The organism is Kitasatospora sp. LaBMicrA B282 (genome assembly GCF_050325825.1).
Taxonomy (GTDB): Bacteria; Actinomycetota; Actinomycetes; order Streptomycetales; family Streptomycetaceae; genus Kitasatospora.
Window position 1 is genome coordinate 1 of sequence record NZ_JBNQTI010000010.1, and the last position, 20049, is coordinate 20049.

Annotated in this window: 18 protein-coding genes and 1 riboswitch; of the genes, 6 read left to right on the top strand and 12 right to left on the bottom strand. The window is 72.0% G+C overall.

The annotated features are described in order from the left end of the window. Positions 1-397 precede the first annotated feature (397 nt). Positions 398-634 (bottom strand): DUF397 domain-containing protein, encoded by a 237-nt coding sequence (locus ACQRUO_RS05115; RefSeq protein ID WP_428314502.1) that lies wholly within the window; start codon positions 632-634, stop codon positions 398-400. 504 nt (positions 635-1138) lie between these two features. Here ACQRUO_RS05115 and ACQRUO_RS05120 point away from each other — a divergent pair. The 3 genes from ACQRUO_RS05120 (at position 1139) to ACQRUO_RS05130 (ending at position 4431) form a co-directional block, all read left to right on the top strand. Next, positions 1139-2119: a hypothetical protein gene (locus ACQRUO_RS05120; protein WP_428314503.1), complete on the top strand. Its 981-nt coding sequence runs from the start codon at positions 1139-1141 to the stop codon at positions 2117-2119. Positions 2120-2734: 615 nt separating this feature from the next. After that, a riboswitch (cyclic di-AMP (ydaO/yuaA leader) is annotated at positions 2735-2899 on the top strand. 7 nt (positions 2900-2906) lie between these two features. Beyond that, positions 2907-4061, top strand: coding sequence for a transglycosylase family protein (locus tag ACQRUO_RS05125; RefSeq protein ID WP_428314504.1), 1155 nt, complete (start codon positions 2907-2909; stop codon positions 4059-4061). A 169-nt stretch (positions 4062-4230) separates the two neighbouring features. Then, positions 4231-4431, top strand: a complete 201-nt coding sequence (locus ACQRUO_RS05130) for a hypothetical protein (protein ID WP_428314505.1) — start codon at positions 4231-4233, stop codon at positions 4429-4431. Positions 4432-4447: 16 nt separating this feature from the next. On the opposite strand, the gene ACQRUO_RS05135 is transcribed toward ACQRUO_RS05130, so the two are convergent. The 6 genes from ACQRUO_RS05135 to ACQRUO_RS05160 all read right to left on the bottom strand — a co-directional run bounded on the left by ACQRUO_RS05135 (position 4448) and on the right by ACQRUO_RS05160 (position 11161). Next, entirely contained in the window at positions 4448-4885 is a 438-nt protein-coding gene (locus ACQRUO_RS05135) for a hypothetical protein (RefSeq protein WP_428314506.1), read from the bottom strand. Positions 4886-5024: 139 nt separating this feature from the next. Then, positions 5025-6068 carry a LacI family DNA-binding transcriptional regulator gene (locus ACQRUO_RS05140; protein WP_428314507.1) on the bottom strand — a complete coding sequence of 348 codons (1044 nt, stop codon included), beginning with the start codon at positions 6066-6068 and terminating at the stop codon, positions 5025-5027. A gap of 1 nt (position 6069) precedes the next feature. Next, a complete protein-coding gene (locus tag ACQRUO_RS05145) occupies positions 6070-7749 on the bottom strand; it encodes a glycoside hydrolase family 13 protein (RefSeq protein WP_428314508.1) in 1680 nt (559 codons plus the stop codon). 126 nt (positions 7750-7875) lie between these two features. Beyond that, the gene (locus ACQRUO_RS05150; protein ID WP_428314509.1) at positions 7876-8787 is read right to left on the bottom strand and encodes a sugar ABC transporter permease; all 912 of its coding nucleotides are present in this window, start codon (positions 8785-8787) and stop codon (positions 7876-7878) included. Positions 8788-8836: 49 nt separating this feature from the next. Continuing rightward, complete coding sequence (locus tag ACQRUO_RS05155) at positions 8837-9787, bottom strand: carbohydrate ABC transporter permease (RefSeq protein ID WP_428314510.1); 951 nt, start codon at positions 9785-9787, stop codon at positions 8837-8839. A 96-nt stretch (positions 9788-9883) separates the two neighbouring features. Further along, complete coding sequence (locus ACQRUO_RS05160; protein ID WP_428314511.1) at positions 9884-11161, bottom strand: extracellular solute-binding protein; 1278 nt, start codon at positions 11159-11161, stop codon at positions 9884-9886. A gap of 366 nt (positions 11162-11527) precedes the next feature. Between ACQRUO_RS05160 and ACQRUO_RS05165 the strand changes: the two genes are divergently transcribed. The 3 genes from ACQRUO_RS05165 to ACQRUO_RS05175 all read left to right on the top strand — a co-directional run bounded on the left by ACQRUO_RS05165 (position 11528) and on the right by ACQRUO_RS05175 (position 14968). Next, the gene (locus ACQRUO_RS05165) at positions 11528-12760 is read left to right on the top strand and encodes a homogentisate 1,2-dioxygenase (RefSeq protein ID WP_428314512.1); all 1233 of its coding nucleotides are present in this window, start codon (positions 11528-11530) and stop codon (positions 12758-12760) included. Further along, positions 12757-13980, top strand: coding sequence for a fumarylacetoacetase (gene fahA, locus ACQRUO_RS05170; RefSeq protein WP_428314513.1), 1224 nt, complete (start codon positions 12757-12759; stop codon positions 13978-13980). The genes ACQRUO_RS05165 and fahA overlap by 4 nt, the downstream gene beginning before the upstream one ends. Positions 13981-14197: 217 nt before the next feature. Next, on the top strand, positions 14198-14968 hold the full coding sequence (locus tag ACQRUO_RS05175) for a G1 family glutamic endopeptidase (protein WP_428314514.1): 771 nt from the start codon (positions 14198-14200) through the stop codon (positions 14966-14968). Positions 14969-15033: 65 nt separating this feature from the next. Here the strand turns inward: ACQRUO_RS05175 and ACQRUO_RS05180 are convergent, their stop codons facing one another. The 5 genes from ACQRUO_RS05180 to ACQRUO_RS05200 all read right to left on the bottom strand — a co-directional run bounded on the left by ACQRUO_RS05180 (position 15034) and on the right by ACQRUO_RS05200 (position 20048). Further along, complete coding sequence (locus ACQRUO_RS05180; protein ID WP_428314515.1) at positions 15034-15618, bottom strand: GTP-binding protein; 585 nt, start codon at positions 15616-15618, stop codon at positions 15034-15036. Further along, positions 15619-16017, bottom strand: a complete 399-nt coding sequence (locus tag ACQRUO_RS05185) for a DUF742 domain-containing protein (RefSeq protein ID WP_428314516.1) — start codon at positions 16015-16017, stop codon at positions 15619-15621. Continuing rightward, positions 16014-16418: a roadblock/LC7 domain-containing protein gene (locus tag ACQRUO_RS05190; RefSeq protein WP_428314517.1), complete on the bottom strand. Its 405-nt coding sequence runs from the start codon at positions 16416-16418 to the stop codon at positions 16014-16016. The genes ACQRUO_RS05185 and ACQRUO_RS05190 overlap by 4 nt, the downstream gene beginning before the upstream one ends. Further along, positions 16415-18799, bottom strand: a complete 2385-nt coding sequence (locus ACQRUO_RS05195) for a sensor histidine kinase (protein ID WP_428314518.1) — start codon at positions 18797-18799, stop codon at positions 16415-16417. Before ACQRUO_RS05195 ends, ACQRUO_RS05190 begins: the two co-directional genes overlap by 4 nt. A gap of 127 nt (positions 18800-18926) precedes the next feature. Next, the gene (locus ACQRUO_RS05200; RefSeq protein ID WP_428314519.1) at positions 18927-20048 is read right to left on the bottom strand and encodes an aldose epimerase family protein; all 1122 of its coding nucleotides are present in this window, start codon (positions 20046-20048) and stop codon (positions 18927-18929) included. Position 20049 lies beyond the last annotated feature (1 nt).

The window sequence follows — 20049 nt, forward strand, 5'->3', positions numbered from 1 at the left end:
CCAGCACCCGCGCCACCGCCCGTCCCGGCGGCCGACGCGCCGCCGCCGGTCGCCCGGGGCCGCCCGCTGCACTCCGAGCCGGGTCCCCGGCTCCCCCGCCGGTCCGGCCGCAGGGCCGCTCGCACCGGCCTCGAACCCCGTCGCAGAGCACGGCGAGCCCGACCCGGGCCCGGGCAGAGCGCGGGTCGGGGAGCGCGCCGCTCACACCCGGGCCCGCACCACTCACACCCGAGCCGCCGCTCGCCCCCGCCGACCTGCCGACCGCAGCCCGGCCGCCGGCCGCAGCCGACCGGTCGACCGCACTCCGGGAACACCGAACGCCGCCGCGGCACCTGGCCCCACGACGGCGTCCACCACTGCACCGGGCGCCGAGCGCACCGGGCACCACCCTGCGGCGTCAGGCCACCAGGTGGTCGAACTCCCCGTCCTTCGCGCCGAGCAGCATCGCCGCGATCTCGTCGCGGGTGTAGATCAGCGCCGGTCCGTCCGGGAAGCGCGAGTTGCGCATCGCCACCGCACCGTCCGGGAGGGCGGCGAACTCCACGCAGTTCCCCTTGGAGTTGCTGTACTGGCTCTTCTGCCAGACCACGCCTTCGAGGTCCGCAGCCGCCATGCCGTTGTACGTGTGGTGCATAGAAATCTCCCAAGAGCCTGGAGTGCTCGTACTACTCGACGCCCGACCGCGCTCCGGCCGCCGGCCGCCTCCGGCTCGTACGGGCAGGGCTGATGCCTTACTAGTCGTAATAATAACGCTAATGCACGTGCATCGGCATGTGATTTTGCGCGTGCAGAAGCCTGTACAAGAGGTGACCAAACCGGTCACCAAGCCCACCTGAGCGGCCGGGGAAACCGACATCGGGTAACAAATCGGCCAATGATCCGTGACCAGGCGTCGGCTGCGCGGTGAGCAAGGCTGACCGGTTCGGTCATTGACACCCCCGACAAATGATCAACTTCGCAGCCACTTCCTCACGCACCGTCACATCAGCCCCGGCTCGGCAGGGTTTTTGCCGCGGCTTGTCCGAGTTGCCCCGCTCGCCCCCGTCGGCCGGCCGCCGGCGCACCGCTCCCTCCTTGACGCGGCGAAGGGCCCGGCCGGATGCCGGACGACCACGTCCATGTCCTACGATCTGCTGCCATGAGCACTGCAGCCATCCCGGGCGCACCACTGCCCGTCCGCACGCCAGGCTCCCGCGCGCGGGGGCGCCACCGTCGGCCCGAACGGCCCCAGGTGCCGGTCAACGCGCCGGCGCTCGTGCTCGCCATACCCGCCGAGGCGACGCCCGCGGGGCTCACGCTGGTGGAGGAGCTGGTCTCGGCGATCCGCGGCGAGCAGCCCGGCATCGAGATCGCGGCCGGCTGGCTGCCGAGCGCCCTCGCCCCGCAGGCCGAGCACCTCGACGGCGCCGAGTCGGCGGACGGGGAGGGCCTCCCGCAGGCCGTCGAGCAGCCGACCCCGACGGTCGAGCAGCTGATCGGCGCCGCGCTGGCGGCCGGCATGCCGGCCCCGGTGCTGCTGCCGCTGCTGCCCGGCCCGCACGCCTACCTGACGGAGCTGCACGCCCTGGCCGCCGAGACCGGCGCCCTGGTCACCGACCCGCTCGGCCCGCACCCGCTGCTGGCCGAGGCGGTGCACGTCCGCCTCTCCGAGGCCGGGCTGGCCCGGGCCGACCGCGCCCGGCTGTTCGCCATCACCACGGCGGCCGACGGCGTGGTGCTGACCACCATCGGCGGTGCGGAGGCGGCCGACGCGGCGGGGATCACCGGCGTGCTGCTCGCCGCCCGCCTCGCGGTGCCGGTGGTGGCGGCCGCGCTGGACGTGCCGGGCTCGGTGGCCGCCGCGGTCGAGCACCTGCGGGCCACCGGCTCGCAGCGCCCGGCCCTGGCCCCGCTGGTCTTCGGCCCGGAGGCGCCGGAGGAGCTGCTGCTGGCCGCCGCCGAGGAGACCGGCTGCCCGAGCGCGGCCGTGCTGGGCGCCTACCCGACGCTCGGTCAGCTGATCGCCTCGGCGTACCTGGCCGTGCTGCCGGAGCCGACGGAGGCTCCGGTCGGGGAGCCCGTCGTCGAGGGCCCGCTCGCCGAGGCCCCCTCGGTCGAGGAGGCCGGCGCGGGCGAGTGACGCCCCGGCGCCAGCCCTAGGACGTCCGCCAGGACGTCCACCGACGGCCAACACCGGCCCGGTTCCCAGCCCTTGCGCTGGGGGCCGGGCCGGCGGCGTTCCCGGGCCCGGGCGGGCGGCGGCCGCAGGCGCCGGAGGCGGGACCGCGCGAGCATTGGTACGAGTACGACCGAACGACCAGTCGGTTCGCCAGTGCACCGTCGGCCGCGCCGGACTGACGAAGTAACAGAAGGTACAAAACGGACATTCAGTCGAGCTCGAAGATTGCTGCGTATCCGTACCATCGACCCGGCGACCGGCTCTCGCGCCACCTTTTCCGGCCCCGCCTCCCCCAAGATCACCGAACGCCGGAACCGATGCACCATCAGCCCCAACTCGGCTGAACCACCGGCACCTTCCACCGCACCGGGCCGAGTTGACGACCCGTTGTCCGGCGGATCCCCGACGGCCGTTCAGCTGGGCGGTGACCTCGATCTTGAAGCTTTGGTGCAGCCTGTGTGACCGCCATCACAGCTGTTTGCGGATTCAACTTAACTCTGTCTAACGTGCTCCCCGTTCGTAGCCACACGGACCCAGCGCAGCCGGACGCCTAGTCCTGCCACCGGACGCGCTGGCAGCGCGAAATCGCAGCCACGGCAGGAGCGGGGGAACCAGGTAAGCCGCCCCGGGCGCCGGTCCACGGACCGACGACCAGGGCTAGGGGTGAAGCCGCGCAGCAGCGCGGCCGGGCAACTCCAGTCCGAATCCGACAGCTCACCTCGCAGGCGTAGGAGAGGATCGCGACTTCATGCTGCCCACGACCGGCACCACCCGTCCGTCCCGCAACGCCCGCCGGGTGATCGCCGCCACCGGTTTGATCGGCCTCGGTCTGTCCCTGCCGTGCATCACCGCCGGCACCGCCTCCGCCGCCCCGGTCTCCACGTGGGACAAGGTCGCGCAGTGCGAGAGCTCCGGTGACTGGAGCATCAACACCGGCAACGGCTACTACGGCGGCCTGCAGTTCAGCGCCTCCACCTGGGCCGCCTACGGTGGTACCCAGTACGCGCCGCAGGCCGACCAGGCCACCAAGGACCAGCAGATCGCCGTCGCCGAGAAGGTGCTGGCCGACCAGGGCCCCGGCGCCTGGCCCGTCTGCTCGATCCAGGCCGGCCTGACCGCCGGTGGCGCCCCCGCCTCCGTCGACACCTCCGCCCCGGCCGCCCAGACCCCGGCCCCGGCCGCCCCCGCCCAGCAGAGCCAGCCGGCCCAGCAGACCCAGCAGGGCGGCCACACCTGGCAGGGCAGCCACTGGCAGAACCACACCTGGCACCACGACGGCGGCAGCTACACCGTCAAGCCCGGTGACTGGCTCTCCACCATCGCCAACAGCCAGCACGTGCAGGGCGGCTGGCAGGCGCTCTACCAGCTCAACAAGGCCGAGCTGACCCACGGCCCGGACGTGCTCTACCCGGGCCAGCACCTGAAGCTGGGCAACGGCGAGCAGGGCGCTCCGACCCAGGACGCCACCACCTCGGCCCCCGCCACCCCGGCGCCCGCGGTCAACGCCCAGACCACCGCCGCCACCAGCGCCCCGGCCGCGACCGGCGCGATGGCCAGCGCGATCAGCTTCGCCGAGTCCCAGGTCGGCCAGCCCTACATCTGGGGCGGCACCGGCAACGGCGGCTGGGACTGCTCCGGCCTGACCCAGGCCGCGATGGCCAAGGCCGGCATCTCGATCCCGCGGGTCGCCGCCGACCAGGCCGCCGCCTCCACCCCGGTGTCGATGAACAGCCTGCAGCCGGGCGACCTGCTCTTCTGGTCGAACAACGGCCAGGACTCGGGCGTTTACCACGTGGCCATCTACGTGGGCAACGGCCAGTTCGTCGAGGCCGCCAACCCGAGCTCGGGCGTGAAGTACGAGACCATCGCGAACTACGCCCCGGACTTCGCCGGCCGGGTCTGACCCGCACGGCACCGCTCCGCGCCGGACCTGTGAGGGGTCCGGCCGGGGTCTTCCGCAGGACAGCCATGAGGGCCGTCTCCCCCACCTCTCCGGGGGAGACGGCCCTCGGGCGTGCCGGGCCGCGGTTGGGGCATGCTGGTGGCCGACGATCCGTACGGAGGGGGAAGCCATGGCCAAGGTCACCGTCAGCCTGGACGCCGACGTCGCCATCGACCTGATGCTGCGGTGCGGCACCCGCAGCCCGCAGGACGCGGTGGAGTTGGTGGTCCGCGACTACCTGGCGAACGACCGCCGCACCGAGGCCCGGACCGGCGATCCGGACGACTCGGCGCGGCTGCTCCGGGAGTACCGGCGCGACACCGAGGGCTGAGCCGCGGTGCCGCCGGTCAGCGCTGCGGCTGCTTGGGGCGCCGGTAGATCAGCCAGAGCATCACCGCGAAGACCGCCGCCGCCACCAGCGCACCGGCCAGGCTGGCCCCGCGGAACCAGGGGGCGTTGACGTCCATCGTCCGCTGGCCGGCGTGCGCCGCGCTGCCGCTGCCCGCCACCACGCCGAGCGTCCAGAGGTTGGGCAGCGCGAGCACCAGCGCGGCCACGATCCAGGCCAGCGCGACCTTCCAGGTGCGTCGCCGGCGCAGCCCGAACCAGAGCACCAGCAGCGGCAGCAGGGTGCAGGTGATGCCGGTCAGCAGGCCGAGCACCAGGCCGGCCGAGAGCCTGCCGTGCACCGCGCTGCCGACCTGCTGCGACCACCACCGCGGGATGGTGGCGGCGAGCAGGAAGTAGAGGCCGACCAGCAGCAGCACCCCGACGCCGCCGAGCACGAGTCGGCGCCGCCCGCCCGCCTACTCCCCCTGGTGCAATCCGGTCCCCCGCCGCCGGGTCGCGGTGCGGCGTCGGTCCCGGCGGGCTGGCAGTCCCCGTGCGCTGCCGGTCCCAGTGCACTGTCAGCCCCAGTGAGCGTCAGTCCCGGTGGGCTCCGGTCGAGCCGCGCACCACCAGCTCGGGCTGGAACATGAACTCGGCGCGCTGGGCCGGCTGGCCGCCGACCTCCTCCAGCAGCGCGTCCACCGCGGCGGTGGCCATCGCCTCGACCGGCTGGCGGATGGTGGTCAGCGGCGGCTCGGTGAAGGCCATCAGCGGCGAGTCGTCGAAGCCGACCACCGAGACGTCGCCGGGCACCGAGAGCCCGCGCTGGCGCACCGCGCGGATCGCGCCGAGCGCCATCAGGTCGCTGCCGCAGACGATCGCGGTGCAGCCGCGCTCCAGCAGGACCCCGGCCGCGGCGTGGCCGCCCTCGACCGTGAAGAGGGTGTGGTGCACCAGCTCGGCGGCCTCCTCGGCCGGGACGCCGAGCACCGAGTGCAGCGCCGAGGTGAAGCCCTCGATCTTGCGCAGCACCGGGACGAAGCGGCGCTGACCGACCGCCAGGCCGATCCTGCGGTGGCCGAGCCCGGCCAGGTGCTGCACCGCCATGGTCATCGCGGCCCGGTCGTCGGGCGAGATGAAGGGCGCGGCGATCTTCTCGCTGTAGCCGTTGATCAGCACGAACGGCACCTGGCGGCCGGTCAGCTTGGCGTACCGGTCGTGGTCGGCGGTGGAGTCGGCGTGCAGCCCGGAGACGAAGACGATGCCCGCCACTCCGCGCTCGACCAGCATCTCCACCAGTTCGTCCTCGGTGGACCCGCCCGGGGTCTGGGTGCAGAGCACCGGCGTGAAGCCGTGCCGGCTGAGCACCTGCTCGATCACCTGGGCCAGCGCGGGGAAGATCGGGTTGCCCAGCTCGGGCGTGATCAGCCCGATCAGACCGGCGCTGCGCTGGCGCAGCCGGGTCGGCCGCTCGTAGCCGAGCACGTCCAGCGCCGCCAGCACGCTCTGCCGGGTCGCCGCGGAGACGCCCGCCTTGCCGTTGAGGACGCGGCTGACGGTGGCCTCGCTGACCCCCGCCTGCGCCGCGATGTCCGAGAGTCGCGCCGTAGTCACGAGCCCAGAGCCTATTGCAACCATGTCAGACCGCCCACCAGCTGGTGCTGTCCGGAGCGAGCAGGCCCGGCTCGACCGGCCCGGAGCCGAGCAGCAGCCGGCCCTCGGTCGGGTGGGCGACCGGCTCTCCGGTGGTGTTCACCAGGCAGACGAGGGAGCCGCGGCGGAAGGCCAACACCCCGGCGGGGGCCGGCAGCCACTCGAGCTCGTCGCCGGCGCCGAGCGCGGACAGCTCGCGGCGGATCCGCAGTGCGCTGCGGTAGAGCTCGAGGGTGGAGGCCGGGTCGCCGCTCTGCGCCGCGACGCTCAGCCCGGCCCACTCGGCGGGCTGCGGCAGCCAGCTCGGGCCGCCCTCGTGCGGGCCGAAGCCGTAGGGCGCGGCGGTGCCGGACCACGGGATCGGCACCCGGCAGCCGTCGCGGAAGCCGTCCTGGCCGCTGGCGCGGAAGAAGGAGGGGTCCTGGCGGACCTCGTCCGGCAGGTCGGTGACCTCGGGCAGGCCGAGCTCCTCGCCCTGGTAGACGTAGGCCGAGCCGGGCAGCGCGAGCATCAGCAGGGTGGCGGCGCGGGCCCGGCGCAGGCCCAGCTCGCGGTCGCCGGGGCTGCGCATCTGGGTGCCCTGGCCGGGCGGGTTGGCGAACCGGGTGACGTGCCGGGTGACGTCGTGGTTGGAGAGCACCCAGGTGGCCGGCGCACCGACCGGGCGCATCGCGGCGAGCGAGGAGTCGATCACCGTGCGCAGCTCGGCGGCGTCCCAGTAGGTGCCCAGGTACTGGAAGTTGAAGGCCTGGTGCAGCTCGTCGGGGCGGACGTAGTGGGCGGTGCGCTCGACCGTGGGGGTCCAGGCCTCGGCGACCGCGATCCGCTGCCCGGGGTACTCGTCGAGGATCCGCCGCCAGGCGCGGTAGATCTGGTGCACGCCGTCCTGGTCGAAGAACGGCATCACGTCGCTGCCGAGCAGCTTGAGCTGGTCGCCGGTGCCGAGGTCGGGCAGGCCGGGGGCCTTGACCAGGCCGTGCGCCACGTCGATCCGGAAGCCGTCGACGCCCATGTCCAGCCAGAACCGCAGGATCGAACGGAACTCGTCGGCGACCGCGGGGCTGTCCCAGTTGAAGTCGGGCTGCTCGGGGGCGAACAGGTGCAGGTACCAGTCGCCCGGGGTGCCGTCCGGGTCGGTGGTGCGGGTCCAGGCCGGGCCGCCGAAGATCGACTCCCAGTCGTTGGGCGGGAGCTCGCCCTGCTCGCCCTTGCCGGGCCGGAAGTGGTAGCGCTCCCGCAGCGGCGAGCCGGGGCCCTCGCGCAGCGCCCGCTGGAACCACTCGTGCTGGTCGGAGGAGTGGTTGGGGACCAGGTCGACGATGATCCGCAGGCCCAGTTCGTGGGCGTCGCGGATCAGCGCGTCGGCGTCCAGCAGGGTGCCGAACATCGGGTCCACCGCGCGGTAGTCCGCCACGTCGTAGCCGGCGTCGGCCTGCGGGGAGGCGTAGAACGGGGAGAGCCAGACCGCGTCCACGCCCAGGTCCCGCAGGTAGGGCAGCCGGCTGCGGACGCCGGGCAGGTCGCCCATGCCGTCGCCGTTGGCGTCGGCGAAACTGCGCGGGTACACCTGGTAGATGACCGCGTCCCGCCACCAGCCTCTGCCCGCGCCGGCAGGGGTGGCGACGGCGGCGGTCGGCCGGGCGGTGCCGGCCAGGTTCTGGGTCATCAGGCGGATCCCTCGGGGACTAGGCAAGGTTCCGGAAGGTCACGGGAGCGAACCTCCGGCGCACGAGCAACAGGCACAATACTGGTAGGAGTTGAGTGTCCGTCAGGACTTTCGGTAGGCAGCCCGTCAGGACTTCGCGGCGCCCGCGGTCAGACCGGTCACCAGGTTCTTCTGGACCAGGTAGAACAGCCCGGTGACGGGGATGGCGATCAGCACCGCGGTGGCGGCCATCAGGTTCCACTGGCTCTCGTACTGCGAGACGAAGGTGGTCAGCCCCACGGCCAGGGTGTACTTGTCCGAGCTGAGCATGAAGGTGGAGGCGAACGGCACCTCGGCCCAGGCGGTCAGGAAGGCGTAGAAGCCTGCCACCGCCAGTCCCGGGCGGGCCAGCGGCAGGATCAGCCGCCAGAAGGTGCCGAACGGGGAGAGCCCGTCGACCCGGCCGGCCTCGTCGATCTCCACCGGGATGGTGTCGAAGTAGCCCTTCAGCAGCCAGGCGCAGTACGGCACGATGGTGCTGGAGTTGACCAGGATCAGGCCGCTGTAGCTGTCCAGCAGGTTGAGGTTGGCCAGGATGTAGTACATGGGCACGATCAGCACGGCCACCGGGAACATCTGGGTGATCAGCAGCGACCACATCAGCGGGCGCATCCCGGGGAACTTCATCCGGGAGACGGCGTAGCCGGTGCTGGCCGAGATCAGCACGCCGATCAGCGCGGTGCCGGTGGAGACGATCAGCGAGTTGCCGAACCAGGTGAGGAAGTCGGTCTGGTCGAGCACCTTGGAGAAGTTCGCCAGGGTGGCCTTGCCGGCGATGGCGCCCGGGTGCAGGTAGTCCATCTTGTCCGGGCCGAGCGCGATGTAGAAGATCCACAGCACCGGGAAGACCGCGACCAGGGCGGCCAGACCCAGCGTGAGGTGCATCAGCAGCCTGGCCCCGGCGCTGCGCTCGCCGCGCCCGCGGACCTTCGCGGGGCGGGCGGTGGCGGGGCGGGGTGCCGGGCGGGCGGCTGCGGGCTGGTCGGTGACGGTGCTCATCGGAGCCTTCCTCGGGGTCGCTGGCGGTGGGCGGACGGACGGACCGTCGTCAGATGGCGGTCTGGTCGTTGCGCTTGAGCCAGCGCTGGTAGAAGGACGTGAAGACGATCAGGATCGACAGCAGCACGATCCCGTAGGTGGCCGACTGGGCGTAGTCCCGCGGCAGTTGGCCGAAGCCCAGCTGGTAGGCCCAGGTGACCAGGATCTGCACGTCGGGCGCGTTGGTCTTGCCGAAGAGCAGGAAGATGATGGTGAACTGGTTGAAGGTCCAGATCACGCCGAGCAGCACCACGGTGGCGCTGACCGGGCGCAGGCCGGGCAGCGTCACGTGCCGGAACCGCTGCCAGGCAGTGGCGCCGTCCATCTCGGCCGCCTCGTACAGCTCGCCCGGGATCGCCTGCAGGCCGCCGAGCAGCGAGATCATGATGAACGGCACGCCGCACCAGGTGTTGACCAGGATCGCGGCCGCCTTCTGCGCCAGCGGGTCCTCCAACCAGCTGGGCTGCGGCAGGTGGAGGGTGCTGAGCAGGGTGTTCACCAGGCCGCCGTCGGCGAGCAGCAGTCGCCAGGAGAAGACCGTCACGAAGCTCGGCACCGCCCACGGCACCACCAGCAGCAGCCGGTAGAGGGTGCGGCCGCGCATCTTCTCGTTGAGCAGCAGCGCGAGGCCCAGGCCCAGGCCGTAGGTGAGGGTGACGCAGGTGACGGTCCAGATCACGGTCCACAGGAAGTGGGACCAGAACCGGTCGTAGGAGTCGGGCCCGAAGAGCACGTCGGCGTAGTTGTGCAGGCCGACGTAGCTGAAGCTGTCGGGGATGTGGTTGACCCCGATGGTGCGCCCCACGTTGAGGCTGGTCGCGTCGGTCAGCGTCAGGTAGATGCCGCGGCCGAGCGGGTAGGCGACCAGCACCCCCAGCACGATCACCACGGGCGCGGCCATCGCGTAGGCGTACCAGTACGTGCTGTACGAGCGCTTGGCGCGCTGCACCAGGGCTGTCATGCGGGTCAACACCTTCTCCGGGTCGGTACCTAGCGGCCGTCCGGTCGACCCGCGCCCCCGGGGGACGTGGGTCGACCGGACGGCCGCGCTGGGCTCTTACTTGGCGAAGTCCGGCAGGAGCTTGGCGTAGTCCTGCGCGGTGGCGTCCAGGCCGGGCTGGATGCCCTGCTGGCCGGTCGCGATCTTGCCGAGGTTGGTGCTCAGCGAGGTGTAGAGCGAGGAGTACTCGGGCAGCGCCGGGCGCGGCTGGGCCACGCTCAGGATCTGCTGGAAGCCGGCGATGCCCGGGTCGGACTTGACGTCGGCGGTGAAGGCGTCGGGGCGGGTCGGCAGGGTGGAGTTCTTCTGCGCGATGAAGGACTCGCTGTCGGCCGAGGTCATGAAGGCGGCGAACTTCTCGGCGGCGGCCTGGTGGGCGGCGTCCGAGCCGGCGTAGACGCAGATGTTGTGGCCACCGGTGGGGGCGCCGGCCTTGCCGGTGGAGCCGGCCGGGACCGGGGCGATGCCCAGGTTGGTGTGGTCGGTGAAGGAGGAGCCCTTGTAGATGTTGGTGATCTCCCAGGGACCGTTGATGATCGCCGCGACCTTGCCGCCGTTGAAGGCGTCCATCATGTGCGCGTAGGAGTCGGTGGTGATGTCGGCCTTGACCGTGCCGGGCGAGTTGAACAGCGACTGGTAGGTCGTGATCGCCTTGACCGCGTCGGGCGAGTTGACGGTGATCTTCTTGTTGGCGGCGTCCACCATGTCGGTGCCCTCGCCGTAGAAGAGCGGCATCGCGTAGTAGCCGTCGCCGGCCCGCATCTCGAAGCCGTCCACGCCGGTCTTGGTCTTGATGGTGGCGGCGTCGGCCTTCAGCTCGTCCCAGGTGGTGGGCGGGGTGGTGATGCCCGCCTGGGTGAAGAGCGCCTTGTTGTAGAGCAGGCCGAGGGTGTCGGTGACCAGCGGGACGCCGTAGGTCTTCCCCTGGTACTGGGCCTGCTTGATCAGGCTGGGCTGGTAGGCGCTGGGGTCGCTCAGCGCGGGGGTGCCGTCCAGCGGGGTGAGGAAGCCGGCCTTGGCGAAGGCGGCGGTCCAGCCGACGTCGGAGCGGAAGACGTCCGGGGCGCCCTTGCTGCCCATCGCGGTCTGCAGCTTGTCCTGCGCCTGGTCGAACGGCACGTTGACGAAGTTGACCTTGATGTTCGGGTTGGCGGCCTCGAACTTCTGCACCACGGCCTGGTAGTTCGGCATCTCGTTGGTGGCGTTGGAGGTGTCCCAGTAGGTGATGGTCACCGGACCGGAGGCCGAGGAGGTGCCGGAGCCACTGCTGCCACAGGCTGCGAGGGTAGCCGCGAGGGCTGCAACGAGGGCGGAGGCCGCGATGCCACGCCGCATGAGAACTCCTAGGAGGAAGGGTGGTGGGGGTGGGGGGTGCCCGGGGTCCGACCGGGGGCGCATACTTGCTCCCGGACCGGCCTTCGAGGTGTCGACACCGACCGCACTGGGTGTCGGGCACCGGGCTTGACCTGGAACGTAGCAGCGGCGCAAGTCGGTTTGAAAGTTCTTGCAGCAAGTTTCTGCAAGAACCGGGGGATCGTTACATCCGCGTGTCCGGAGAGTTGCTGTCACGCGTCTTGACGAGGCCGGCAGTCCTTGACATCACCAGGTCACTGGCCGTGGGATTGGTCTGGGCCGCCCCCACCCCCGGGCGGTGCCGCCCTGGCCGGCGCAGTCCAGGGCTCGGTCGCTCAGGAGGCGCAGATGGCGTACTACCGCACCGTAGGCACGGTGCCGCCCAAGAGGCACACGCAGCACCGCAACGAGGCCGGCGGCCTCTACTACGAGGAGCTGATGGGCGAGGAGGGCTTCTCCTCGGACTCCTCGCTGCTCTACCACCGCGCCATCCCGTCCGCCCTGGTGGACAGCCGGGTCTGGGCGCTGCCGGAGGGCAAGCCGGAGCCGAACCACCCGCTCAAGCCGTTCCACTTCAAGCTGCACGACCTCTTCCCCGGCGAGGAGTGGCGGCAGACCGACGCGGTGCGCGGGCGCCGGGTGGTGCTCTCCAACGCCGACGTGCGGATCGCCTACGTGGCCTGCGGCCAGGCCTCGCCGCTCTACCGCAACGCGATAGGCGACGAGTGCGTCTACGTGGAGTCCGGCAGCGGCACCGTGGAGACCGTCTTCGGCAGCCTCGCGGTCGGCCAGGGCGACTACGTGATCATGCCCCGGGCCACCACCCACCGCTGGCTGCCGGCCGGCGACGAGCCGCTGCGGCTGTACGCGATCGAGGCCAACAGCCACATCACCCCCGCCAAGCGCTACCTGTCGAAGTACGGCCAGCTGCTGGAGCACGCGCCGTTCTGCGAGCGCGACCTGCGCGGCCCGGTGGGCCCGCTGCTGGCCGAGCCGGGCGAGGCGGAGCAGGACACCGAGATCTACGTCAAGCACCGCGGCAACGGCTCCTCCGGGATCGCCGGCACCGTCTTCGTCACCCCGAGCCACCCGTTCGACGTGGTCGGCTGGGACGGCTGCCTCTACCCGTACGCCTTCAACATCAGCGACTACGAGCCGATCACCGGCCGGATCCACCAGCCGCCGCCGGCCCACCAGGTCTTCGAGGGCAACAACTTCGTGATCTGCAACTTCGTGCCGCGCAAGGTGGACTACCACCCGCTCTCCATCCCGGTGCCGTACTACCACTCCAACGTGGACAGCGACGAGGTGATGTTCTACTGCGGCGGGGACTACGAGGCGCGCAAGGGCTCCGGCATCGGCCAGGGCTCGATCTCGCTGCACCCCGGCGGCCACACCCACGGCCCGCAGCCGGGCGCCTACGAGCGCTCGATCGGCGCCGAGTTCTTCGACGAGCTCGCGGTGATGGTGGACACCTTCCGCCCGCTGGAGGTCGCCGAGGGCGGCCGGGCGAGCGACGACGGCACGTACGCGTGGAGCTGGAGCGGGCGCGGCCCGCAGGACGGTGGCAACGAGAAGTGACCGAGCAGACGACCCCGACCCGCACGAGCTGGGTTCCGGTCCCCGAGGACTCCGACTTCCCGGTGCAGAACCTGCCCTACGGCGTCTTCACCCCGCGCGGCTCGAGCGAGCCGCGGGTCGGCGTGGCGATCGGCGAGTTCGTGCTCGACCTCTCGGCGATCTGGGCCGGCACCCCGCTCGGCGCCGATCTGGCCACCGGCTCGCTCAACCGCTTCATGCGGCGCGGCCCGCGCGAGTGGGCCTACGTGCGCGAGCGGGTCACCGGCCTGCTCACCACCGAGGACGAGCGCGCCCTGGTGGAGGCCAACCTGCACCGGATCGACCAGGTGCAGCTGCACCTGCCGGTCGAGGTCGCCGACTACGTCGACTTCTACGCCTCGGAGCAGCACGCCACCAACCTGGGCCGGATCTTCCGGCCGGACGGCGCGGCGCTGCTGCCCAACTGGAAGCACCTGCCGGTCGGCTACCACGGGCGCGCGGGCACCGTGGTGGTCTCCGGCACCGACATCCGCCGCCCGAGCGGCCAGCGCAAGGGTCCGAACGACCCGGCGCCGGTCTTCGGCGCCACGGTGCGCCTGGACATCGAGGCCGAGCTGGGCTTCGTGGTCGGCGCCGGCTCCGCCCTGGGCGAGCCGGTGGACGTGGACGACTTCGCCCAGCACGTGTTCGGCGTGGTGCTGCTCAACGACTGGAGCGCGCGCGACGTCCAGGCCTGGGAGTACGTGCCGCTCGGCCCGTTCCTCGGCAAGTCCTTCGCCACCTCGATCTCCCCCTGGGTGGTGCCGCTGGCGGCACTGGAGGCGGCCCGCACCGCCACCCCGGTGCAGGACCCGCAGCCGCTGCCCTACCTGGTGGAGAAGGAGCCGTGGGGCCTGGACGTGCAGCTGGAGGTGAAGCTGAACGAGGCCGTGGTCTCCCGCCCGCCGTACGCCGGGATGTACTGGTCGCCGGCCCAGATGCTGGCGCACACCACGGTCAACGGCGCCTCGCTGCGCACCGGTGACCTGTACGGCTCGGGCACCATCTCCGGCCCCGAGGCCGACCAGCGCGGCTCGCTGATCGAGCTGACCTGGAACGGCCGCGACCCGATCGAGCTGCCGGACGGCTCCACCCGCACCTTCCTGGCCGACGGCGACACCGTGACCATGACCGCCTCGGCCACCGGGGCGGACGGCGTGCGGATCGGCTTCGGCGAGGTCACCGGCACGATCACCGGCTGACCCGACCCGGCGCACGAGCGGCCGGCTGCCCCTGTGGGGCGGCCGGCCGCTGTCGCATGCTTCCGGGAACTCTGATGGCCGTCGAACGCCAGGGCGTATCCACTCACCCGATGGGGTGAGGATCTGAGCATCAGTCACATCACCGGACCTTTTGACGGGCATGGCTCATCTCGGCATCTCGCCTGTCAGCACACGATCAATCACCGGTGGAGTACCCATGCCTGCCCCTCGTCGCCGCGCCCTCACCGCTGCCGCCGCCGTCGCCGCCCTGCTCGCCCCCGCGACCCCGGCCGTGGCGGACGCCGCAGCCGGCAACGCCCCGATGATCGCCCTCTCCCCCCACCACCTCGGCCCGCACGGCCTGATCAGCCACGGCACCAGCGCCAACTGGTCCGGCTACGCGGCCACGTCGACCAACGGCGAGAAGTTCACCAGCGTCAGCGCCGAGTGGAACGAGCCGACCGGCCTCTGCACCGACCAGGACACCTACTCCAGTTTCTGGGTGGGCCTGGACGGCGACGGCAGCAACTCGGTCGAACAGACCGGCAGCGAGGTCGACTGCTCCAACGGGCAACCCCAGTACTACTCCTGGTACGAGATGTACCCGGCCTACCCGAAGAACTTCAGCGACCCGGTGGCCGCCGGTGACCACTTCGTCGCCTCCGTCACCAGCAACGGCAGCGGCACGTTCCTCCTGGACCTCGCCGACACCACCCAGGGCTGGCACCACTCGGTCAGGAAGACCCTGCGCAGCGCCCGGTTGGCCTCCGTCGAGGTGATCGCCGAGGCGCCGTCCACCCTCGCCGGCCCGCTGCCGCTCACCGACTTCGGCACGGTGGACTTCACCGGCGCCACCGCCAACGGCCGCCCGATCGGCGACTTCAAGCCCGAGAAGATCGACATGGCGACGCGCACGCACACCGTGCTGGCCACCACCTCGCCGCTCGACGGGGGCAGTGACTTCTCGGTGACCTGGCAGCACAGCTGAGGAACGCCGGAGCGGCCGTACCGACCGGGACCCCGGTTCGGTACGGCCGCTCCGGCACGCGGACCTCAGACCAGCGCCGGCTGGTTGATCAGGTGGTCGACCAGGGCGAGCAGCACGTCCCGGCCGAAGGCCCTGGTGCGCACGTCGCCGATCAGCATCGGCACCTGCCGGTCCAGGTCGAGGGCGGCGCGGATCTCCTGCGGGGTCCGGGTGTTGACCCCGTCGAAGCAGTTGATCGCCACCACGAACGGGATCCCCCGGCTCTCGAAGAAGTCGATCGAGGCGAAGCTGGTGTCCAGGCGCCGGGTGTCGGCGATCACCACCCCGCCCAGTGCGCCGTTGACCAGGTCGTTCCACATGAACCAGAAGCGCTCCTGGCCCGGGGTGCCGAACAGGTAGACCACCAGCTCGGGGTTGACCGTGATCCGGCCGAAGTCGAGGGCGACGGTGGTGGTGTCCTTGGCGTCCACCCCGTCCAGGAAGTCGACCCCGACGCTGGCCCGGGTCAGGTACTCCTCGGTGCGCAGCGGGGTGACCTCGCTGACCGAGCCGACCAGGGTGGTCTTGCCGACGCCGAAGCCGCCGGCGATCAGGATCTTCACCGCGGCGGGGGCCGTCTGGTCGCCCGCGGGTGACTGATTGGTTGTCATCTAGAGCCTCCGGAGTCCCTCGCGTACGGCGTTCAACAGGCCGAGGTCCACCCCGCCGCTGGCGCGGGCCACCGCGATCGGCGCCCGGGCCACCAGCAGGCCCTGGGCGATCAGGTCGCCCAGCAGGATCTTGGTGACCGAGACCGGCAGGTCCAGGTCGGCCGCCAGTTCGGCGACCGCGGCCGGCTGCCGGGCGCACCGGGCCAGGATGGTCCGGTGCTCCGGCTGCAGCCGGCGGCCCTGCTCGCCGGAGCGCGGCACCACGGTCAGCACGGTGATGAGCGTCAGGTCGTCGCGCTCGGGCGAGGTGCGGCCCCGGGTGATGGTGTACGGGCGCACCATCGACTCGGCGCCGTCGTCGCCGACCTGCTGCTCCAGCTCGCTCCAGTGCGGGCTCACCCGACACCCCGGATGGGTGTGCTGAGCTTCTGCCCGACCTGTTGCACCAGGGTGTGCATGGCCAGCGACATGACCTCGGCGTCCACCTCCTGGGAGGCGATCACCGCGAGGTGGGTGCCCTGGCCGGCCGCGGTGATGAAGAGCCACAGGTCGGTCAGCTCGACTATGACCTGGTGCACCGAGCCGCCGCCGAACAGCGTGCCGACCCCGCGGGCCAGGCTCTGCTGCCCGGTGGCCACCGCGGCCAGCCGCTCGGCGTCGGCCCGGTCGATGCCCCGGGAGTGGCTGACCACCAGGCCGTCGTCGGAGAGCAGTACCGCGTGTCTGGTCCCGGCCACGGAGTCGACCAACCCGTCCAGCAGCCAGTCAAGATCCTGATGCGTGGCGGTGGTGCGCGTCATGACGGGTCCTTCTCGGTCGGGATGGGGGTCAGTTCGGTGGTCTCGTCACCGAAGTCGTTGAAGCGGGCGGCCCGGGAGCGGCGCTGGAAGGCGCCGATCGCGGCTCCGGAGCGGATGGGGGCGGCGGGCGGCGTCTGGGCGGCGCCCGGGGCCTGCGGGACCTCCTCGGGGGGCGGGATGCGCAGCTCGGCGGCCAGGCTGGCCTGGCGAACCCGCTGGGGCAGCGGCGGCTGCACGTTCTCGGCGGTCCGTTCGTGGTCGCTGGCGGAGGCCGCCCAGGACGGGCGGGCGGTCGGGGCGGTCATCGACATCGGGTCGGCCATCGGCGCGGCACCCGTCATCGGGGCGGCGCCGGCCGGCAGCGGCTGGGCCGGCGGCAGGTGCGGCGCGAGCTGCGGCTCCTCGACGGGCAGGGTGCGGCCGCGCACCCGGGAGGGCAGCGGCATCGCCGGCTCGGCCGGGATCGGCTCCAGCAGCGCGCCGTCGTGGACCAGTTCGCCCGGGATCAGCACCACCGCGCGGGTGCCGCCGAAGGCCGAGGGGCGGAACTCCACCCGCAGGCCGAGCGAGTCGGCGATCCGGGAGACCACGTAGAGGCCGAGCCGGACGTCGTCGGCCTGGGCCAGCACGTCCATCCGCGGCGGGCGGCGCATCAGCGCGTTGGCCGCGTCGATCTGCTCCGGCTCCATGCCGAGGCCGCGGTCCTCGACCTCCACCGCGAGGCCCCGGCCGACCATGGCCGCGCGCACCTCGACCGGGGTGGGCGGCTTGGAGAAGGCGGCCGCGTTCTCCATCAGCTCGGCCAGCACGTGCACCACGGGGCCGACCGCGCGCTCGGAGAGCCAGGGCATGCCCTCGACGTCGATCAGGATCCGGCGGTAGTCCTGCACCTCGCCCTGCGCGGCGCGCAGCACGTCCAGCAGCGGGACCGGCTTGCGCCAGCGGCGCTGGGGCTGGCCGCCGGCCAGGATGACCAGGTTCTCCTCGTAGCGGCGCAGGCGGGCGGTCAGGTGGTCGAGGTCGAAGAGCCCCTCCAGCACCTCGGGGTCCTCGTGCCGGCGCTCCATCTCGTCCAGCGTCTTGAGCTGGAGGCCGATCAGCAGCTGGGTACGGCGGGCGATGCGCTGCAGCAGGCGCTCGAAGCCGCGGTGCTGCTCGGCCTGGGCGATGGCGGCGCCGACGGCGCTCTGCCGGGCCAGGTCGAGCGTCTGGCCGAGGCGGCTGAGCTCGTCGCCGTGGCCCTGGTCGGCCTCGAAGCGCGCACCCGGTTCCTCCACGCGCACCTGCTCGCCGCGGCCGAGCCGCTCGACCAGGTCGGGCAGGGTCCGCTCGAGCTCGCCGGCCCGGTCCTGCAGACCGACGATCCGGCGGCGCAGCGAGCGGGTCAGCCGCCACGAGGTGATGATCACCGCGATGACCGCGACCAGGCCGATGACGCTGGTCAGCACCACCCGCATGAGCAGGCTGGAGATGTTGTTCTTGCCGGTGGCGACCACCGAGTCGGTGCGGCTCTGCACCAGCGCGACCATCTGCGGGGTGATCTTGTCGATGGCGTCGCGCCACTGGGCCTGGGCCGCCGGCAGCGGGACGGTGCCGTCGGCGCCGGCCGCGGTGGGCGTGAGCAGCTTGCCCTCGATCAGCGTCTTCTCCTGCCACGCCGCGCTGTTGGTCAGCGCCTGCGCGGTGGCCGCCTCGTTCGGCGGCAGGTACGGCACGATCTGCTTGTTGAACAGGAAGACCTGACCACCGATGGCCTGCTGCAGGGACTGGTAGTCGTCCACCGAGAGCCGTCCGGTGGACCAGCCACCGGCCAGGATGGCGTCCTCGCGGGCGACCATCTCCTTGGCCCAGAACTCACTGACCAGGGTCTGGGTGAGGTAGCTGACCTGACCGTTGTCGACGTGGCCGAGCGAGGTGAACAGGCCCAGGTCCACGTTGATCAGGGTGCTGTAGTAGACGTACATGTCGTCCTGCTTGGCGGTCCCGGAGTCCACGGCCGCCCGGTGCTCGGGCAGCTGGCCGAGCGCCGTCCGGGCGGTGCCGACCGCGGCGCGCACGTCCGCGGGGGCGTGCGCGCTGGAGACGCTGGACTCGCTGAGGAAGGTGCGCACCGCGTCGTCGGTGGCCGCCCGCTGGCGGGCCAGTGCGTCGGTGACGCTGCCGGGCTGGGCCAGCTGCTGGGCGCTGAGCCGGCGCTCCTCCTGCAGGTTGTAGTACACGATGCTGGCCGGCTGACCTGCCTTCTGGGCCAGCAGCACCTGCGCCGCCTGCCGTTGGAAGTCGGAGAGCGTCTGACCCGTGGTCACGCCCCACAGGGCGGCGAGCGCGACACTGGGGACGATCGCCAGGACCATCAGTGCGGTCCGCAGGGTCAGGCGCATGCGCCCGATGCTCGGCTTCTTCTTACGCCTGGAGGCTCTACGCGCGCGCAGGGCAGTCTCCTCGAGAAGGGCGGCGCTTCAACGCGACACGCCGTCTGTAGTACGACCTTTGACGGAGTGATAGTAGTCATACCGTGTGACGAGATGAAAAACGCATGCCAAATCTCAAGACGGTGATCGACCGAAACTCGTCACCAGGGTGCAATTCGGTCGACGGGTAGGACGGCTGGTGCGGCGAGTCCGGGTGGTGCTGGGTCTCCAGGGCCACCCCGGCGTACGGCTGGTAGGCCACCCCGCGCGGCCCGCGCACCGCGCCGTGGAAGCCGTTGGCGGTGTACACCTGGATCCCCGGCTCGGTGGTGAGCACCTCCAGGGTGCGCCCGGAGACCGGGTCCTCCAGCAGCGCCGCGCGCACCGGCGGGCCGTCCTGCGGGCGCGGGCGCAGCACCCAGTTGTGGTCGTAGCCGCCCGGGCCGACCAGCTGCGGGTGCTTCTCCTCGATCCCCTCGCCGATCGGGCGGGCCGTGGTGAAGTCGAACGGGGTGCCCGCCACCGGCTCGAACGGGCCGAGCGGGACCTGCCGCTCGTCCACCGGGGTGTAGGCGTCGGCGTCCAGGGTCAGCAGGTGGCCGAGCACGTCGCCGTTGCCCTCGCCGGCCAGGTTGACGTAGGCGTGGTTGGTCAGGTTGAGCACCGTGGGGCGGGTGGTGACGGCCCGGTACTCGATCGCCAGCTCGCCGTCCGGGGCCAGCAGGTAGCTGACCCAGACGTCGAGGGCGCCCGGGAAGCCCTGGTCGCCGTCCGGGCTGTGCAGGTGCAGCCGCACCCCGGCGCGGTCGCCGTCGCCCACCTGCTCGGCGGCCCAGGTCCGGTCGGCGAAGCCGTCCGGACCGCCGTGCAGGGTGACCCCGTTGCCGGTGGGGGCCAGCCGGTACTCGGTGCCGTCCAGGGTGATCCGGCTGTCCGCGATCCGGTTGGCGTACCGGCCCACGGTGGCGCCGTAGTGCCGGCCCGGGCCGAGGATCTCGGCCAGGTGCTCCGAGCCGAGCAGCACCTGCTCCACCGTGCCGTGGCGGTCCGGGACCCGCACCCCGTGCAGCGTGGCACCCAGGGTGAGCACCTGGACCTCCACCGGGCCGGCCCGCAGCGTCCACCGCTCGATCGCGGCGCCCGCCCCGGACGGCTCCAGCGGGGCGCGCGTGACCGTGACCTGCGGGTCGGACCGGTGCTGCTCGGGGGTGGGCGCCATC

Coding starts and splice junctions, on each gene's coding strand:
- ACQRUO_RS05130 (WP_428314505.1), top strand. CDS start 4,231: ATGGCCAAGGTCACCGTCAGCCTGGACGCCGACGTCGCCATCGACCTG.
- ACQRUO_RS05190 (WP_428314517.1), bottom strand. CDS start 16,418: ATGACGCGCACCACCGCCACGCATCAGGATCTTGACTGGCTGCTGGAC.
- ACQRUO_RS05165 (WP_428314512.1), top strand. CDS start 11,528: ATGGCGTACTACCGCACCGTAGGCACGGTGCCGCCCAAGAGGCACACG.
- ACQRUO_RS05115 (WP_428314502.1), bottom strand. CDS start 634: ATGCACCACACGTACAACGGCATGGCGGCTGCGGACCTCGAAGGCGTG.
- ACQRUO_RS05160 (WP_428314511.1), bottom strand. CDS start 11,161: ATGCGGCGTGGCATCGCGGCCTCCGCCCTCGTTGCAGCCCTCGCGGCT.
- ACQRUO_RS05200 (WP_428314519.1), bottom strand. CDS start 20,048: ATGGCGCCCACCCCCGAGCAGCACCGGTCCGACCCGCAGGTCACGGTC.
- ACQRUO_RS05120 (WP_428314503.1), top strand. CDS start 1,139: ATGAGCACTGCAGCCATCCCGGGCGCACCACTGCCCGTCCGCACGCCA.
- ACQRUO_RS05150 (WP_428314509.1), bottom strand. CDS start 8,787: ATGAGCACCGTCACCGACCAGCCCGCAGCCGCCCGCCCGGCACCCCGC.
- ACQRUO_RS05125 (WP_428314504.1), top strand. CDS start 2,907: ATGCTGCCCACGACCGGCACCACCCGTCCGTCCCGCAACGCCCGCCGG.
- ACQRUO_RS05155 (WP_428314510.1), bottom strand. CDS start 9,787: ATGACAGCCCTGGTGCAGCGCGCCAAGCGCTCGTACAGCACGTACTGG.
- ACQRUO_RS05140 (WP_428314507.1), bottom strand. CDS start 6,068: ATGGTTGCAATAGGCTCTGGGCTCGTGACTACGGCGCGACTCTCGGAC.
- ACQRUO_RS05145 (WP_428314508.1), bottom strand. CDS start 7,749: ATGACCCAGAACCTGGCCGGCACCGCCCGGCCGACCGCCGCCGTCGCC.
- ACQRUO_RS05195 (WP_428314518.1), bottom strand. CDS start 18,799: ATGCGCCTGACCCTGCGGACCGCACTGATGGTCCTGGCGATCGTCCCC.
- ACQRUO_RS05175 (WP_428314514.1), top strand. CDS start 14,198: ATGCCTGCCCCTCGTCGCCGCGCCCTCACCGCTGCCGCCGCCGTCGCC.
- ACQRUO_RS05180 (WP_428314515.1), bottom strand. CDS start 15,618: ATGACAACCAATCAGTCACCCGCGGGCGACCAGACGGCCCCCGCCGCG.